At 68.0% G+C, this 15,394-nt stretch carries 15 protein-coding genes and 3 pseudogenes; 7 read left to right on the top strand and 11 right to left on the bottom strand.

Features of this window, described 5'->3' with window-relative positions; genetic code table 11:
* Window positions 1-30: 30 nt before the first annotated feature.
* The 3 pseudogenes from ACWD6P_RS09555 to ACWD6P_RS09545 all read right to left on the bottom strand — a co-directional run.
* Window positions 31-246, bottom strand: a pseudogene (locus ACWD6P_RS09555) (IS630 family transposase); the annotation flags it as partial.
* Window positions 243-584 (bottom strand): annotated as a pseudogene (locus tag ACWD6P_RS09550) (DUF6879 family protein); the annotation flags it as partial. The pseudogenes ACWD6P_RS09555 and ACWD6P_RS09550, both read right to left, overlap by 4 nt.
* Window positions 547-820, bottom strand: a pseudogene (locus ACWD6P_RS09545) (hypothetical protein). The pseudogenes ACWD6P_RS09550 and ACWD6P_RS09545, both read right to left, overlap by 38 nt.
* 308 nt (window positions 821-1,128) lie before the next feature.
* On the opposite strand from ACWD6P_RS09545, the gene ACWD6P_RS09540 reads away from it, so the two are divergent.
* Genes ACWD6P_RS09540 through ACWD6P_RS09530 form a run of 3 tightly spaced genes read left to right on the top strand, consistent with a single transcriptional unit; the run spans window position 1,129 to window position 3,464 of the window.
* Window positions 1,129-1,767, top strand: a complete 639-nt coding sequence (locus ACWD6P_RS09540) for a hypothetical protein (protein ID WP_451443458.1) — start codon at window positions 1,129-1,131, stop codon at window positions 1,765-1,767.
* Window positions 1,764-3,140: a nucleotidyl transferase AbiEii/AbiGii toxin family protein gene (locus ACWD6P_RS09535; protein WP_451443457.1), complete on the top strand. Its 1,377-nt coding sequence runs from the start codon at window positions 1,764-1,766 to the stop codon at window positions 3,138-3,140. The genes ACWD6P_RS09540 and ACWD6P_RS09535 overlap by 4 nt, the downstream gene beginning before the upstream one ends.
* 42 nt (window positions 3,141-3,182) lie before the next feature.
* Entirely contained in the window at window positions 3,183-3,464 is a 282-nt protein-coding gene (locus ACWD6P_RS09530; protein WP_451443456.1) for a hypothetical protein, read from the top strand.
* Here ACWD6P_RS09530 and ACWD6P_RS09525 read toward each other — a convergent pair.
* The 4 genes from ACWD6P_RS09525 to ACWD6P_RS09510 form a co-directional block, all read right to left on the bottom strand.
* Complete coding sequence (locus ACWD6P_RS09525; protein ID WP_451443455.1) at window positions 3,389-4,087, bottom strand: Lsr2 family DNA-binding protein; 699 nt, start codon at window positions 4,085-4,087, stop codon at window positions 3,389-3,391. The genes ACWD6P_RS09530 and ACWD6P_RS09525 overlap by 76 nt on opposite strands.
* Window positions 4,088-4,282: 195 nt before the next feature.
* Window positions 4,283-5,104, bottom strand: a complete 822-nt coding sequence (locus ACWD6P_RS09520; protein ID WP_451443454.1) for a class I SAM-dependent methyltransferase — start codon at window positions 5,102-5,104, stop codon at window positions 4,283-4,285.
* Window positions 5,105-5,652: 548 nt separating this feature from the next.
* Window positions 5,653-7,296 (bottom strand): immunity 49 family protein, encoded by a 1,644-nt coding sequence (locus ACWD6P_RS09515; RefSeq protein ID WP_451443453.1) that lies wholly within the window; start codon window positions 7,294-7,296, stop codon window positions 5,653-5,655.
* Between the two features lie 884 nt (window positions 7,297-8,180).
* Window positions 8,181-9,053: a helix-turn-helix transcriptional regulator gene (locus ACWD6P_RS09510; protein WP_451443452.1), complete on the bottom strand. Its 873-nt coding sequence runs from the start codon at window positions 9,051-9,053 to the stop codon at window positions 8,181-8,183.
* Window positions 9,054-9,284: 231 nt separating this feature from the next.
* Here ACWD6P_RS09510 and ACWD6P_RS09505 point away from each other — a divergent pair, with 231 nt between their 5' ends.
* From ACWD6P_RS09505 to ACWD6P_RS09490, 4 genes are all read left to right on the top strand, one after another.
* A complete protein-coding gene (locus ACWD6P_RS09505) occupies window positions 9,285-10,136 on the top strand; it encodes an oxidoreductase (RefSeq protein WP_451443451.1) in 852 nt (283 codons plus the stop codon).
* Window positions 10,137-10,320: 184 nt separating this feature from the next.
* Complete coding sequence (locus tag ACWD6P_RS09500) at window positions 10,321-10,725, top strand: VOC family protein (protein ID WP_451443450.1); 405 nt, start codon at window positions 10,321-10,323, stop codon at window positions 10,723-10,725.
* A 541-nt stretch (window positions 10,726-11,266) separates the two neighbouring features.
* Window positions 11,267-11,674: a DUF6193 family natural product biosynthesis protein gene (locus ACWD6P_RS09495; RefSeq protein WP_451443449.1), complete on the top strand. Its 408-nt coding sequence runs from the start codon at window positions 11,267-11,269 to the stop codon at window positions 11,672-11,674.
* Between the two features lie 257 nt (window positions 11,675-11,931).
* A complete protein-coding gene (locus tag ACWD6P_RS09490) occupies window positions 11,932-12,897 on the top strand; it encodes an SUKH-3 domain-containing protein (protein WP_451443448.1) in 966 nt (321 codons plus the stop codon).
* A 133-nt stretch (window positions 12,898-13,030) separates the two neighbouring features.
* Here the strand turns inward: ACWD6P_RS09490 and ACWD6P_RS09485 are convergent, their stop codons facing one another.
* From ACWD6P_RS09485 to ACWD6P_RS09470, 4 genes are all read right to left on the bottom strand, one after another.
* A complete protein-coding gene (locus tag ACWD6P_RS09485; RefSeq protein WP_451443447.1) occupies window positions 13,031-13,288 on the bottom strand; it encodes a hypothetical protein in 258 nt (85 codons plus the stop codon).
* A 503-nt stretch (window positions 13,289-13,791) separates the two neighbouring features.
* Window positions 13,792-14,379, bottom strand: a complete 588-nt coding sequence (locus ACWD6P_RS09480; RefSeq protein ID WP_451443446.1) for a hypothetical protein — start codon at window positions 14,377-14,379, stop codon at window positions 13,792-13,794.
* A 299-nt stretch (window positions 14,380-14,678) separates the two neighbouring features.
* Window positions 14,679-14,825: a hypothetical protein gene (locus ACWD6P_RS09475; protein WP_451443445.1), complete on the bottom strand. Its 147-nt coding sequence runs from the start codon at window positions 14,823-14,825 to the stop codon at window positions 14,679-14,681.
* A 211-nt stretch (window positions 14,826-15,036) separates the two neighbouring features.
* On the bottom strand, window positions 15,037-15,393 hold the full coding sequence (locus ACWD6P_RS09470; protein WP_451443444.1) for a hypothetical protein: 357 nt from the start codon (window positions 15,391-15,393) through the stop codon (window positions 15,037-15,039).
* Window position 15,394: the final 1 nt, after the last annotated feature.

Raw genomic sequence — 15,394 nt, 5'->3', positions numbered from 1 at the left:
CTGCATTTTCGTCGAATGGAGATTGAGCGGTCAGGCCACTGAGCCGAGGTGCTGTCCGCCCCAGCGGACACCCTTCCCGCTGCGGATACGGACGCGTTCTCGGCGTTGTGCCGGCGAGAACGTCGGGGTGGCGAGCGCTGGCGTTGCGCCAGCGCAGGTAACGGTGCAGTAACGGTGCAGGGCCTGTGTCTGCGCTGGGTGGCTGCGATGGTTCGAGTTCGCCAGGGTGAACTGCCGCAGCCGGCCTGGCGGCGGGGCAACCACCGCACGTCCTCCCCGGCCTGCAGGTTGAGCACGGTAATGGCGTGCTGGTAGCGGATGTCGTCGGTGACCGGATCGGAGACGATCCGCGCCCGGCGCATCACCACCCCGCGAGCGACCGCATCGGTCACCAGCGGAAGCCATTCGGGCCAGAACGACCGAGACGGGTCGGTGTTGGCCACCCCGGTGCGCAGGAAGGTGGCGTAGTCCTCGGCCTCGTCGCCGACCGCGTACTGGTCGCCCATCTCCAGGTGCACGGCGCTGTGGCGGGTCGCGGCGAGCAGGTCAGCGAACGGTGTCTCGTTGAGCTCGTTCAGCGACATCGCACGCCTCCCTCACGACCGGCACCATGCGAGCCGGGATCCGGATGACCCGCTCGTGGGCGGGGACCCCCGTCGCATGCTCGGGCACCCACCTGGATGCTGCCGATCATCTGCAGCAGGAGCGCTTCGGCTTCCTCGCCCTGCAGGACCAGATCGGCGCTCTCCTCCTCCACCCACACCGCCGGCGATCCCTCGCCTCCGGTGTCCGGGTCGACCCCGACGAACCGTAACGTCACGACCGCCTCCCCCGTCGAGTGGCGCGGGACGGTCGTTGCGCCCGACCCATCCTCTGGTGGCGACGGTTTTCGTCGAGAAGCAGCACGCGTCACGGCCGGACGCGGCAACGCCGGAGGCCGTCCTGTGGCAGGTGCAGGAACATGCTGCTGCACACGCCAGTGGCCGCATCATGGAGGTACAGCCACCCCCAAAATGGCCCTGACGGAAGCTGTGTGATCATCTCGGGATGAGTGCGAGTGGCGGGGCCGCAGTGCCCAGGTGCAGGCAGGAAGCGGCCAGGATCCCTGCTTTCGCGGGGGACTTCGAGGTGCATCTCACCGTCCGGGACGACGGGGACCGCGGGGCGGCCGGGGCGCTGGCCGCGTACGCGGCGGCCCATGACCTCAAGTACATCCACATCCTCCTGGAACAGGGGGACGTACCCTCCCAGCCGATGCTGACGCTGCGCCGGTCCGGGACGTATGAAAAGGTCCGGGCCGAAGCCGCCGCAAGGGCCGGTGCGCTGCGCTCCGCGGGGTTCGACGTGGTGCGGACGAAGATCGAGGCGGCTCCGTGGAACACGGGCGTACCCGGTACGGACGAGGAAGCCACGAGGCTCGGCCCCGGCTACTACTTCGAGCATCACCTCAAGCTGCTGCTGGCGCGCTCCGCTCCCTTCGACTCCCTGCTCGACGTCGTCGTCGGGCACGGTGCGCACCTCTCGCGGAACGCACGCCGGGTGCGGTCCGACGGCAGGGTGGAGCGGTTTGTGACACAGCGGTGCCGGATGATGGGCCTGACCAGCGCGGGACAGCGGCTGGACGCCTTGTCGAGGCAACTGCGCGCCGCGGGCCAGCACCTCACCGCCATCGAGCGGGAGTTCGTGGTGTACGACGGGAATCTGGCGCTCGACGCCGGCTGGCTGGACGGGGAGTACACAACGACGGGGGAAGGGACCGACTCGTGACGGGGACCGACGAGACGGGTGCAGCGGCGCAGTGGCGGGCGTTCCAGTACGGACCTTGGGAGAGCACGGCAGTCGTGCCGCGAGTCAGGCCCGACGAGGCGACCCAGGCCGAGATGGATCTGCCCACCACCCTGATTCCCGTACCGGATGACGGTGTCGTGCAGCGCCCGGTCTTCGACCCAGCGGCGACCCACCACGTCTTCGGGATGCGCCTGGGAGAGCCCAGATTCGCGGACACGGCGGTCGGTGAGCGGTGGTACGAGGCGCGGCAGCATGCCCTGCATCACGTACTGACCGCGCTCTCGCAGTCCCCATGGGCCGACCATCTCGTGCTCCGCGGCAGCATGCTGCTCAAGGAGTGGTTCGGGGACGCGGCACGCGAGCCGGGGGACCTCGACTTCGTCGTGGTACCGGAGACCTGGCAGTTGACGGACGACCGTACGGACCAGATGCTCGACGGCATCGCCGCCGCGGCCGAGGAACTGTCCCACCGCGGCGGCCCCGTACGTCTTGACGCGCACGCTGCGATCGGCGACGAGATCTGGTCGTACGACCGAGTGCCGGGCCGGCGGCTGGTCATCCCATGGACGGCCGAAGCCGCCGGGGTCCCGGCGGGCAGCGTACAGCTCGACTTCGTGTTCAACGAGCACCTTCCCGCGCCCGCGGAGCCCGCCGAGATCCTCGGGCCGCAGGGCGCCACCCCGGTGGTCGTTCACGCGGCGACCCGTGCGCTGTCGCTCGCCTGGAAGGTGCTCTGGCTGGTGAGCGACCGGCATCCCGAGGGCAAGGATCTCTACGACGCCGTCCTGCTCGCGGAGAGCACCGAGTTGCCGTTCGCCCTTCTACGCGAGGTGTTCCGGGGCGTGGATGGCGGCTGCTACGACCGCTATCCGGTGCTGCTGCAGACCATCTCCGAGATCGAACGTGACTGGTCCGAGTTGCGAAAGGAGTACCCGCACCGCATCGAGACCATGACATCGGATCCATACGTCGAGCACACATATGTCCATCGCCTCGTGGCGGCACTGGAGCCGACCTTCGCCTGCGATGACGGCAGTGGCGCCACTGCTGCATACCAGCAGCGAGCCGCCTGGTTCGCATCGCTGACCTCGGAATGCGCGGGGGTTCTGGCTGAGCACGGCATGGACGCGGTGCAGGACCTGCTGCTGGAGCGGAACATAACGTTCGACAACACGGTCGTCATCACACGGGAGCTGGCCGGTCGCGACGTATGTGACCTGCGGGATGCGGCCGCGATGGTGGCGGCCTTCCGCAGGGGCCATCCGGCTGTCGACCGACGGACGTGGCTGCTCGCCGACCCGGATGAGGTGGTGCAGCAGCTGAGCGGCGGCGAGACCGGAACGCCAGGCTGAGCAGAGGGCTTCGCGTCTGCACCTGGACGTATCCCTGGCGGCGTGAACGAACCCGAGGAACGGTCGAAGCCGCTCCGCTGGCTGGGGACAGCCCTGGACACCGGCAAGGAACTGACCTGGCAGAGCGTCACCCTGACCGGGATCAGCTTCGCCATCACGGTGGCCGCGACGTTCACCGGCTACTACAAGTTCCGCGAGCGCAGCTACTTCCTCCAGCAGACCGCCGACGCCATCGAGCAAGAGGCAGGTCAGGGTGATTGGTGTGCAGCGTCATACGCTTTTCGGATGGCGGCGGGGATGCGGCCGCGCTCGGGAACGTCATAGCCGTTGCGCCACGCCCATTCTCTGACGTCTTGGGACCGTACGGGGCCGGCAGCTACGGCACTGCTGCTGCGGTTTGCCTTTTCGATTTCTTCGGGGGTCCCCGTATGGGAGCGGAATGAGGGGCTCTGCTGAAGGAGCCTGTCAGGGAATACCGGCACCGCAATCTCGTGCTGGGCAAGCGCCACGAGGAATTCGGTCAGGTTTCCGTCGTAATGGAACCACTGGTCATCTTTGAGTCCGGCGACAGCGATGGTCCAGCTTTGCGGCTGTTGAGGATCCTTTTTGAGCCACAAGAGGTAGTCGCCATTTCCTGTCACGCCTGCCGGCTGAAGCTCGTGCGGCGAGTGGGGAAGTGGTTGCCGGGTGATGTCCTGGTGTCGTGCGAGCTGGGCACGGACGTCCCGAGTCTGCTGTGCCAGGTCCAAGGCGTTGTAGGGGCAGTCGGGCTGGTAGACACTGAGGAACTCGATGAAACTTCCTGGACCGTAACTCTCGACGAGCTGCTTGTAGTCGTCGGGGAGATGGTGTCCGAGGGTCTGTTCGGTGTTGTGCCAGTTGACGGCGGGCGGTGTGTGGCCAGGCGGGGGCGGGCAGTGGCCCTTGAGGTGTTCGAGGTCGTTCATCAGGGCATTCTCTAGCGTTGCTTTTCGGCGAGTACTACTGGGAAACCTAGCTGGGCAAGGGCCTGAACCCTCACAGATATCGCTGGTCATCGCGTCCGTGGACTCGGACGCGAGGCCGTGATGGAGCACCTGACGTCCATCTCCCTCATCTCCCTTATCTCCCTCGCATGCTCAAAAGCGTCGCCTGCGGCGAAGCTAATGCAGCTGTGCTGTTGCGATGTGGACCTTGAAAGCGCAGGGGACGGCCCCCTCCGGTGTCGTCATATCGCGGACTTCGGCGAAGAAGGCATTACGCAGGTGCTCCACAGCCGCCCCATCAAGCGGCCCGAGGTCATAAAGGCTGGAGACAGCGGCCCATACCTGTTCCACCGGACCGCTCAGATCGATGGGAACAGTCTCCCAGTCCACCTCGGCGAAGCCTGCCGGGGCGAGAATTTCATCGAGCCCGTTGCGACTGCGTGTCCTTCTGTCGCCCAACGCCGGGATGCGCTGCGAGGCGGGCACCTCCTCAATCGTGTCCCGCAACAGCCCGAGAAACCGGTCATAGGCTTCGCCGCCGACGGCCCCGCCTCCCAACACGCATGCCAAGACGCCTCCTGGAGCCAGGACTCGGGCGATCTCTGCTGCGACTTGCTCGATCTCGCCCATCAGCATCAGCGCCATGTGGGAAACACAGGCGTCGAAACTGTCGTCGGCGAAGGGAAGTGCCTGGGCCCGCCCCTCTTCCAGCCTGGCCCCGGAGAGCGCTGGCCGACATCGTGCTAGCGCCAGAGATTGCGGAGACAGGTCCACCCCCGCGAGCTGTCTTTCATTGTCTCGGGCCAGGAACTCAAGCAGTAGGCCGTCACCGCAGCCGAGGTCCAGTACGCGTTTGCGCCCAGCCACCCGATCGCACAAGAGCTCATAGCTGGACCGGCCGTCTGGAGCGCGACCGCGGCCGAACGCTTCTGCGGTTACCGCCGGACGCTCAGCGTGAAACGCCTGCAGAAATGCTTCTTGCGATGCCGTAGTCGTCACTCATCCAACCTACGGCGCAGGCAAGCCCACGCCTGTCCTTAGCCCGGAAAAGTGCGCTCGGCACGCTGACGTGCTCACGAAACGGTCGGGGTCGGCCGAGTCGGCCGTCGGCGTGCTGCTGCGGCATGCAGCTCGGCCACGCTGTGGCTGGATGGGTGATCACAGCAGGCCCGCCGGCGCAGAAACGGCGATCGGCGTACGCGGCTTTGCGTACCCGCGGTGGTTGCCGCCGCTGCCCAGCTATGGCTGGCCTGGGCAAGCGCGCCGCGCGCTGCACCGTCGAAGAGAAGAGCCCTGGCCGAGCGACTCCCCGCACCACAGACACCGCTGCACCTCCGGACCATCGTCCATGACCGGACCGTATGTCCGTTGTCCGTTCCCCGCGACAGCCAGGCGACGCCAGCGTCCGACGGGACGACTCGGCTTTTGTGCCACCGGATCGGCCGCGAGCTGAGATTGCAGAGCTGAGATTGCAGAGCTGCGACCATGACGTTGTCGCACGGAGGTCGGTGCCGTCGCGCTCATTGGACGAGCGCGACGGCGGAGGCTCATCCGGGGATGGTCTCCATGCGTTCGCGGTTGAGCAGGTACTGGGGGAGGTACGGCTGGGGGGCGACGGGGAACTCGAAGTCGTACGCCAGACTCGCCATGGCCAGCGGTCCGAGCGCCACCCGGGCGCGCGGGGCTGCCGAGTCGCCCCAGTAGTTTCGGTGGCACGTTACGGCCTCATCGAGCGCCTCGGCGAAGCGGTCGTGGTCGCGTGTGATCAGGCGATGGAACAGGGCGACCGGTTGGTAGTCGATCAGGTCTACGAAGTCCCTCGGAGCGCGGGTCACCGACTCACGCCCGGACGTTTCCATCGTGGCGATCAGTTTCTGCACGACGTCGTCCATGGGTTGCCGGGCCCAGAAGGTCTGGAGCGTGTCGATCCAATGGACGACGTACTCGTCGATGGAGTCGTCCTGACGCAGCACTTCCAGCGGCACCTGGCACAGCCGGTCGATCCGGGCTTTCTGGCGGCATACGACCGCGAGATAGAGGGCGTCGAGCCAGGCGCGGGCATCGGCGGGTGGTTCGGCGGGGATGGCGGGCAGCTGCTGCACAGGGGCCTCGCCCAGGCGGCACTCTTGCGGCTGCGCGCCGGTGAACAGCGCGGACCCGAGCTGGACTGCGGTCGCCCATGCATCCCAGCTGTCGAGGAGCGCGACGTCGGGGTCGGCCGCAACGTGGGTGTGGGCCAGTTCGAGGGCCGAGGTGAAGGCTCGGCCAAGTCCGTCCGGGGCCTCGGCGAGCTGGGCTATCGACTCGGCTGTGGTGTGCGTGAGCTCGCCGAGGTCTGCGGCCTTGCCCGCGGCGGGGCTGGCCAGCCGCCCGGCGCGGTCGAGGCGGACCAGGCCCTTCATCAGGCCGAGCAACTCCGGCGGCGGCTCGATGGAGAAAGTGCGGGTGGCCTGGTCGAAGACCGTGAGCGAGGTCAGAGCCCCCTGGTGCCACCAGTAGACGCGCGGCGACAGCGCGCCCGGGCCGTCCTCGTAGGCACCCAGACCGTACGCAGCAAGGTCGTTGACGGCGTCGACCACGGATCCGTCGACGATGGGGTGGTACGCCAGCAGGTGCTTCTTCGGCACGACGACAAGGGCCCCGGCGTCGGGGAGCGGCTTCCCGGTGACCTGCCGGGCCAGGTCGGACAGGAACAGCGCCCTGCTCGCGATGAACGGGGAGTCGCCGTAGACGGAGTGCAGCAACGCCCGTCCCTCGATGGCCACTTCCTCGTGCTCCACGGGTACTCGTCCAAGGTTCGCGTACGCGGCCTCTCCCAGCTGCTGCAGCCCGGCGCGCTCCACGTCGGCGTCGGTGAGGATCCGCACAGAGGTCGGCCCGTCCAGGGCATAGGCGAAAACGAGCCCGTCGGCCACCACGCGCGCGTAGGTCATGGCGCCGACAAGCTCCGGGGTAAGCGACTCGGTAGGCAGCAGTCGCGGATGTACGCCGCGGAGCAGCGCCTCAGCGCTCTCCCCTCCCAGGCTCGCCGCCCGCAAGTTGGCGAAATGCGCCTTCACCAGGTCTGGCCAACGGTCCTGCGGCTCGTGGCGGCAGATGTGCGCCAGGTTGGTCAGGGAGGTGCTGTGGCCCTCCGCGAGGTAGGGAGCGGCAAGGTCCCGCAGATGCATCGCCTGGACAGAGGTCAACATCGGCAAGTCACGATCAGGGGCATCTCGGTTCATTCATGCGACCTTACGAGCGCGTGCACGACGATATGACGCCGGGTCGCGAAAACGGCACGGCCGCGCGCGAGCCGTCTACCGACCACCGTCACGGGCGGCGGAGGCCTGCGGGCGCAGGAGTGCGCTGGCCTCATGGGCATGGGTATGCGGTTCGTGGTGTCGGAGCCTTCGGTGAATGCACACCCGAATCCCGAATGCGCAGCGTGACCACCACCCTTCCAATCCGCCATTAGAGTGACCGTGACCACTCACATGAAGGAAGATCGCCAAACTGGGGGTCCTGGCCGCAACCGCCCTGTTTGGGCTGACTGTTCCCACCCCGGCTCAAGCCGCCTCGCCCGCGAAGGCTCCGGAATGCACATCGGCGGCAGCGGCACCCGAAGGGCACTGCGCCGAACGGGAAATCCCCAGCAGCGACGTGCCCAATTTCCTGGTCTCGGGCGCCCTCAACCTCTGCAAGACGCAGGTGCGCTGCCCCCTCCCCCACCATCGCCGCACTGATCGGCGCACTGATCGGTGCCGGGCTCCCGATCTCATCGACGACGACATCGCTGTCCTGGCCAACGACGTCCGGGACAGCGTCCGCCCCTTCGACCGCGCCGACGGATGCGTAAGCCGGCCAGGACGGGGACGAGCGGGGACGAATGTGGACGAACATGGGACTGTCACCGCGCATGGGACCGTCACCGCGCTGTCCGGGAAACGTGTGGCACGTCATCGACCGAGCCCGGTCGTCGGGCAGCAGATGGATCTTGCTGGTCAGCCCGCCCTCGCTGGTCAGCCCGCCCCCGTTCGGGCCGCTGTTCGACGCCGGGAAGCGGACCGGAGGGGCCGGCCGGGCGCGGCGCCGTCTAATGATCTGCCTGCTGCCCGTGCGAGGTCTCGGGCTGACGTATCCACGCGGCCAGTAGCCGAAGCGCCTCTTCGGAGCTGGAGCCTGCCTCGGCGGTGTAGACACTCAGCCGCTGGTCCGGGTCGGCGGGCAGGGTGAGGGACTCGTAATTGAGGGTGAGCGGGCCGACGACCGGGTGGTGGAAGTGTTTGCTGCCATGCGTGTGCCGGTACACGTTCTGGTCGGCCCACCAGCGGCGGAAGTCCTCATCCGTGATCGAGAGTTCGCCGACGAGTTCGGCAAGGAGTGGATCGTGGGGATGGCGTCCGGCGTCGCGCCGGAGTGAGGCGACGATGTCCTGGGCGTGGGTGTCCCAGTGGGCATACAGCGAGCGGGCGGTCTCGTCGCAGAACATGAACCGCACCAGGTTCCGCTCGCGATGCGGCAGCGCGTCGAAGTCGGTGAGCAGCGCACGTGCCATCTGGTTGGACGCGAGTACGTCCAGCCGCCGCCCCAGCACAAGGGCGGGGGTGTGCTCAAGGATCCGGAGCAGGTCGCGCAGCCCCGGGCGGACCGGCTGCGGACGCGTCGCCGCGCGGCGGGTCCTGCCTGCGGCGGGCTTGGCGAGCTGGAACAGATGGCTGCGTTCGACGGGATCGAGGCGTAGCGCGCGGGAGATGGCGTCCAGCACGGTCTCGGAGACGTTCAGTCGGCGTCCGCGTTCCAGGCGTACGTAGTAGTCGACGCTCACGCCCGCCAGTTGCGCGACCTCTTCGCGGCGCAGTCCTGGCACTCGCCGAGAGCCGCCGTCGTCGGACAGGCCCGCCTGGCGCGGGGTGATCCGTGCCCGCCGAGAGCGGAGGAACTCACCGAGGGCTGTGTTGCGGTCCATGCCGTTCACGATAGGGCCCAAGATCGCCCCGACGGCCCGCGAAAGGGGGACTGGCAGTCCCCCGGTCCGGCTGTTCCCCGGTCCGGCTGTCCCCGGGGCGAAGCGGACCCCCCGGAAGCCGATCAGCAGCCGATTCCGGTGCTGAAGTGGAACGTGTCGAGCCCGACCGGGGCCCAACCGCCCCGGTCGGCATCTGGTCGCAATCTGTTCGCATCGTACGAAGGAACTCCTGTGTCGGACACCAAGACATTCCTGATCACCGGCGTCAGCACCGGCCTGGGCCGCGCACTGGCGCGAGCGGCGTTGGCCGCGGGCCACCGGGTGGTGGGCACGGTGCGCACGCCCGCCGACGCACGGGCCTTTGAGGCGTTCGCCGGCGACGCGCACGCCCGCATCCTGGACGTGACCGACCATGACGCGGTGGACACGGTCGTGGACGAGACCGAGCGCGACCTGGGCCCGGTCGACGTACTCGTCGCCAACGCCGGGTACGGCCATGACGGCCTCTTCGAGGAGTCGACGATGGATGACCTTCGCCGTCAGTTCGAGGTGAACGTCTACGGAACCGTGGCGGTGATCAAGGCCGTGCTGCCGCACATGCGGGAGCGCCGTTCGGGCCACATCATCGCCGTCACCTCGATGGGCGGGCTGATCACCATGCCGGGCCTCAGCTTCTACCACGGCAGCAAGTTCGCGGTGGAGGGCATCCTCGAAACGCTTGGCAAGGAGGTCGCCGATTTCGGCATCCATGTCACCGCCGTCGAGCCGGGCAGTTTCCGGACTGACTGGGCCGGCCGCTCGATGATCTTCGCACCCCGTGCGATCGCCGACTACGACGAGCTGTTCGAGCCGCTGCGCGCCCGGCGCATCCACGGCAGCGGGCGCCAGCCGGGCGACCCGGACAAGGCCGCGGCCGCGGTGCTGCGCATCGTGGCGGCCGACCAGCCGCCGACGCGCCTGCTGCTCGGCACCGACGCGCTTCGGCTCGTCCGGGCCGGACGCGATGCCTTCGAGCGCGACATGCTGGCATGGGCCGAGCTGTCGGCTTCCACCGACTTCGACGACGTCAGCCGGTCCGCCTGACGTCACTCGCTGTCGGGCCCCCAGCGCGGGGCCTCGACAGCGGCCGTCATCAGCGGCCGTCATCACCAAGCCGGCCCGCTCTTGGTCCACCACGGCCGGACCTGCTCGCAGCCGTTCACGCCACCCAGCGCCTCCTGGTAAACGGATGGAGGTGAAAACTCAAGCTGAGGAGGATCTAGGATCTATGAGCGTCGCCTTGCGAGCTGTGGTAATCGAGTCGCCGGACCCGGTGGCTCTGGGCGCCTTTTGGAGCGCTGCCCTGGAGTCGACGATCGACTCGGGCACCGACGGCGTGGTCATCAGGTTCGGCCGGCACCGTGAACAGCTTCTGTACATCGTCGAAGGCCCTACGCGTCAGAGCCGCAAGCCTCAGCCGTTTATGTGCGTGGCGGCCGCGGACACGACCCTGGACGAAGAAGCAGATCGCCTTGTGAGTCTCGGAGCCGTCGTCATCAAGAGAGAGTGGAACGTCGACGAAGAGCTCAACGTCGGCTTTGCTCGGATGGCTGACCCGGAAGGGAACTGTTTTGAGGTCCTCTCCAGTGACGAGGAAGTCCAGGCCGCAGAGCGCCTGCTGGAATCGTGGTAAAGCGGGTTGTGTGCTGGCCGCTTCCGACCACCGAGGGCGGCCTGGCCCTGCTGTCACTGTCCACGAAGCGCGTGATCGCCACGCGGCGGCCGGGCCCCGAGGGACGCGGGCCAACCGTTGCGCTGACGCCTCGGTCCAGCTGACCTGCCAAAACGGCCGTGCCCAGACGGCCGTGCCCAGAGTAGGAACGACGCCAGGCTGACCGCCGCTTCGTAGGACGCGGCGGCCTTGTCGTACCTGGTGGTGATGCCGCGGAAGTACTTCAGTCTGTTGAAGCACCGCTCCAGGGTGCTGCGCCGACAGTACGTCTCGCGGTCGAAGCTGGGTGGCCGACCGCCCTGGCGACCGCGGTTGTGTCGGTGCCGCTGTTGGTCGGCCTTCTTGCCGGTCGTCCACCCGTGGTCGGCCAGCCATAGCCCGGGGTATGAGCGGAGCGAGTAAATCCCAATCCTGGTCGGTGAGTTCAAATCTGTGCATCCGACCATGATCCGCCAGCAGGTGATCTTTGATGACGGGGCCGCAGGACCAGCACAATCACGGTATGGCCAACACTGTCGAAGCAGCCTGGCACAAGATCCTGACCACTGCCAGCGAACCTCGCCGGCCGGAAGGATCACCGCTTCTGGAACCGTTTGCCGAGCTGGTGCAGGTGGCGCATGCCGAGCCGCTGCTTCGTCAGCTCTACCCCTGGACCGGCATGTGGGAGCTGCACTTCAGCAGGTGCACGGAGATACGCCACACCTGGGACATCCCCTACATCGGCACACTGAGAGACGGCCAGTACTACGTCGAAGGGCCGAGCCGGAGCAGCCCGCGGATCGCCGAGACGGACAGCGCACAGGCCGCAGTAGCGATGGTCATCGATCGCCTGCCACCACACTGCGGCCCGGCCTTCATCGGCAGTGCAGAGGAACTGACCGCTTACGAGAAGGCACGAGGCAGCAGGTAGAAGCGGCCCATCGGCTTCGCAGAAGCAGAAACCGGCTCCATAAGCGGCTCCATAAGCGGCTTTGAAGACGGGCTCTGACTCGCTGCCTGGCATCTGCCGCTTCGCGTCCGGATCATCCGCGAAGGCGGGTCCTGGATCGGTGCCGACAGAAAATGCCGACAGAAGGTAATTGCGCGGGAAGCTCCAGGTGATCCAGCCGCGATCGTCAACGTCCACCAGTTCACGTACATGTGACTCCACATAGCCTCACCTCAAGGATGCCAGTGGAAATCCAGCCGCGGTGGTCTGCAGCGACCGACTCTGTGCTGCGGAAGTCGGGGTGGTACCCAGGCCGCTCGGTCCCCACCGACACCTGGGAAGCCATCCTGCGCGAGCACGGCGGCTTCGAGATGCACAAGGCCGCGCGGCGCTTCCTTGCCGAGTTCGGCGCGCTGGTGAACGACGGCTGGCCGCCGGGTCCGGTCACGGCTCAGTCGCCTTTCCGGCTGGACCCCCTCACGGCCGAGTGGGACGCAGAGACCTTCGCCCGGCTCAGCCAACGAGCCGGGATCCCGCTCTACCCCATCGGCCAGGCCAACCGCCGCACCAGCCACCTGGCCATCGCCCCGAGCGGCGCGGTCTACCTGGCGCCGCTCAAGGAGAACACCGTCCAGCTGCTGGCGGAGGCTCCTGACGAGGCGCTGAACAAGCTTGTCGAGACCCGCTGCTTCAACGTCCCCCTGCCCCTGGTCGCGGCTGGGTCCACCCCGGCGCGGGATCCACGCGGTCAGCGGGTGGAGGGCGGCAACAGCGATCAGCGGTGGACCGCAAAGACCAACCGGGTGCTGCGTGCCGCCGGGTGGTACCCGGGCCGGTCGGTGCCCACCGGGACATGGGAAGCCATCCTGCTCGAGCACGATAGGTTCCAGATCCACGACGCGGCGCAGTGCTTTCTCGCCGAGTTCGGCGGGCTGGCGTTCGCCCCCGGGAAACCGGTCGAGGCTTCGTCCTGGATGGAGTTCCGGTTCGACCCCCTACTGGCCAAGTGGGACGCGGAGATCTTCGAAGTGCTCGGCGAGCAGACCGGGGAGCCCCGTCTCTACCCCCTCGGCATGGCGAACGGCCGCAACCAGTACCTGGCCATGGCCCCCAATGGCGCGATCTACCGAGGCATGGACTACGCCGAGCTGCTGGCGGACACACCCGAGGGAGCCCTGCGGGCGCTCATCGGGCGAGGCGATTGAAGGCCAGACGCTGAACCACGGCGCCTGCGACGCCTCGCCTCCATCGCCACGGCGTCGTAGGCGTCGTAGGAGTCGCAGGAGTCGCAGGTATGTGACCGCAACACCCCGCCTCGGGGAACCACAGGATTGGCCGTTACGGGTGGGGCGGCACACCGCGCCGCACTTGTCGCCGCGAACGCCCGGTGAACAGCCGCTGCACCGACGCCTCGCCGCACCGCTCAATGTGGTCGAACACCAGCTGGCAGTCGGCGGCGGCGCGGTTGCGCCAGTCCAGAACCTGCTCCCGGGTGAGATCCTCGAGGACCAGCTCCTGGTCGCCGTCGCCGGTCCCCGGGCCTTGCCGGCCGAACGGCCGTGCGGGCAGAACGACCGGGGGCGCCAGCGGGGCCACACCAGAGACCGTCAGGCCATCAGGCCATCAGGCAGACCGTCCTCGATGCTCTCCATGAGGGCGAACCCTGCTCGTAGAAGCCGCCATCCAACCCGTGAGTGGGCGCGGCAAGCTGCTCGCACCGGTGCCGGGCGCAGACGCAGACGCAGCGAGTGCAAGGTGTGACGACGGCCGCCGAACTCCCGGCCCGGTGGCCGTCGGTCATGCGTACGCGTGCCCTACTCGCCGCTCCGGTAGGCCTCACATCCAGCAGATCACGCGCGGGAAGCCTTCGACCTCACCGTCCCCATCCCCGACTTCCATGGCGATCTGTGGCACCCCCACGACGTCGCGGACCACCTGGTGACCATCCCCGGTGTGGTGTCGCAGATCTCCCCCGCGGCGAGAGGCACCCCGAACCACGGCCGGGTGATGGTGATGAGTTTGGGAGGCACCAGGTCTCTTGCCAGGGCAGCAGGGGGATGCTGCCGCGCACCCATCCGCCTTGTCCCCACCGCATTGTCCTAGGGGGTGTTCCCGTCGTATTCGTTGTCCCACCGATTCATCCGTAGGCATCCGCACGTGCCCGTCGCGACGATCAGCGCTGCCAGGCCGCCGATCACCCCTGCGTACGAGCTGGTCTGCGTCTCGTCCGCCGGGCCGGCCGCGCCCTCGGGGTCGTACAACACCTGCACTTGATCGCCTGGCTCAACCCGTTCCGCATCACAGCCGTCGCCCTCCCCCAGCTGAGGGGAGATCTCCTGGCCGTCGCGAGTGCGGAGCGTGCACTTGTCGCTCTTGAGGTCCTCGACCTCGACCACGACGGCCTTGGTCCACCGGCCACGTTCCTGCATTGCCCGATCGTCGCCGGCCCCATGGGAGACGACCGCAAGCCCGGCTGCGGCGATGACGGCGATGGTGAGCTCCCAGGCCACCTTCCGCTTCTTGCGAGGGACGCGGCGGAACCAGAAGACCGGCACCAGAATGAGCGCCAGGGGGATCAGCAGCGCGGAGATGAGGAAACCTGCGCCGCGCAGCACGGCCGGCAGGGGCACCACCGGCGAGAACCACATCAGGGCCGCCGAGGCCGCAGCGCACGCGCTGTTGAACAAGAGCCAGTGAACGGGGCCCGTGCGGCGTCGGGGAGGGGCGTTCCCGGCCGGCTGGGCCGCTCGGCCGGCTCCTGTGGCGAGCCCGCGTACGTTATTGTCCCCCGTCATGCGCTCCCTCTTTGTCCGCGTCGGCCTGTTGACGGACGAGCGTACGGGGTGCGGAATCCACAAGACTTGGCCGCTGTGGTGTCTTCAGTCTCGCGCCAGCCTTCGCCCGTGAGGAACGTGGCGTGCACCCGGGCTGCTGCGAGCGACAGCCCGCGGCCGCCCCGCGCCCACCGCCACACCTGCGCGATTGCCTACTCGATGACCCGCGGCACCGTGTTGCGCCGCGGCAGCCAGGTCTCCTCTTCCTCGACCAGGAAGCTACGGCGGCGGTCGTCGCGGCCCGCGCGGCCCGTACGACGCTGTGCGCCCGCGCCGTTCCTACCCGGGGCGCCCGGCATTCCGCGTCCGCGGGGAGCACACGTCCGGCAGGTACAGCACGGCGTATTGCTCCACGTCACGCCCGCGTCGGACGGGAGCATCAGGCGCCGAAGCGGAAGCGGAAGCGGAAGCGGAAGCGGAAGCGGTCAAGCATCTGGCTTCGCCCGTGCCCCGCCGGACAGCCCGTGGTGTCGCGTGCTGGATGGGTACGGCCCAGAGGTACGGGCGCGGTCACCACACATGCCACGGCGGTACCGCTGGCGGCACCTGGCGCGGTATGTCCTGGCGTCCGGCCAGCGCGTCGAGCCGTTCGACCAGCCTGCGCAACTCGGCCGCACTGCGGGCCGGGAGGGCGTTGACCATGTCCGCCAGAAGATCCCTGGCGTGGAATGGATTGCCGCAGCAGTCCCAGTGCAGTTCGTCGCCCCACTCCCAGTCTGCCCACAACTGGCTCTTGGGGAGCCGCACGTGGTTCTTCCATAGCCGCACCGCCGCTACGGTCTGCCCCGGTTCCAGGTAGGTGCGAGCGCGCTCTATCCGCCGGATCTCGGACATCGCCCGCGCGGACAGGCCGTCGATGTCGGCCACG

The organism is Streptomyces sp. NPDC002446, from assembly GCF_053595675.1.
Note: the sequence above shows the minus strand (reverse complement) of the source record. Positions and strands in the feature narration are given on the sequence as shown.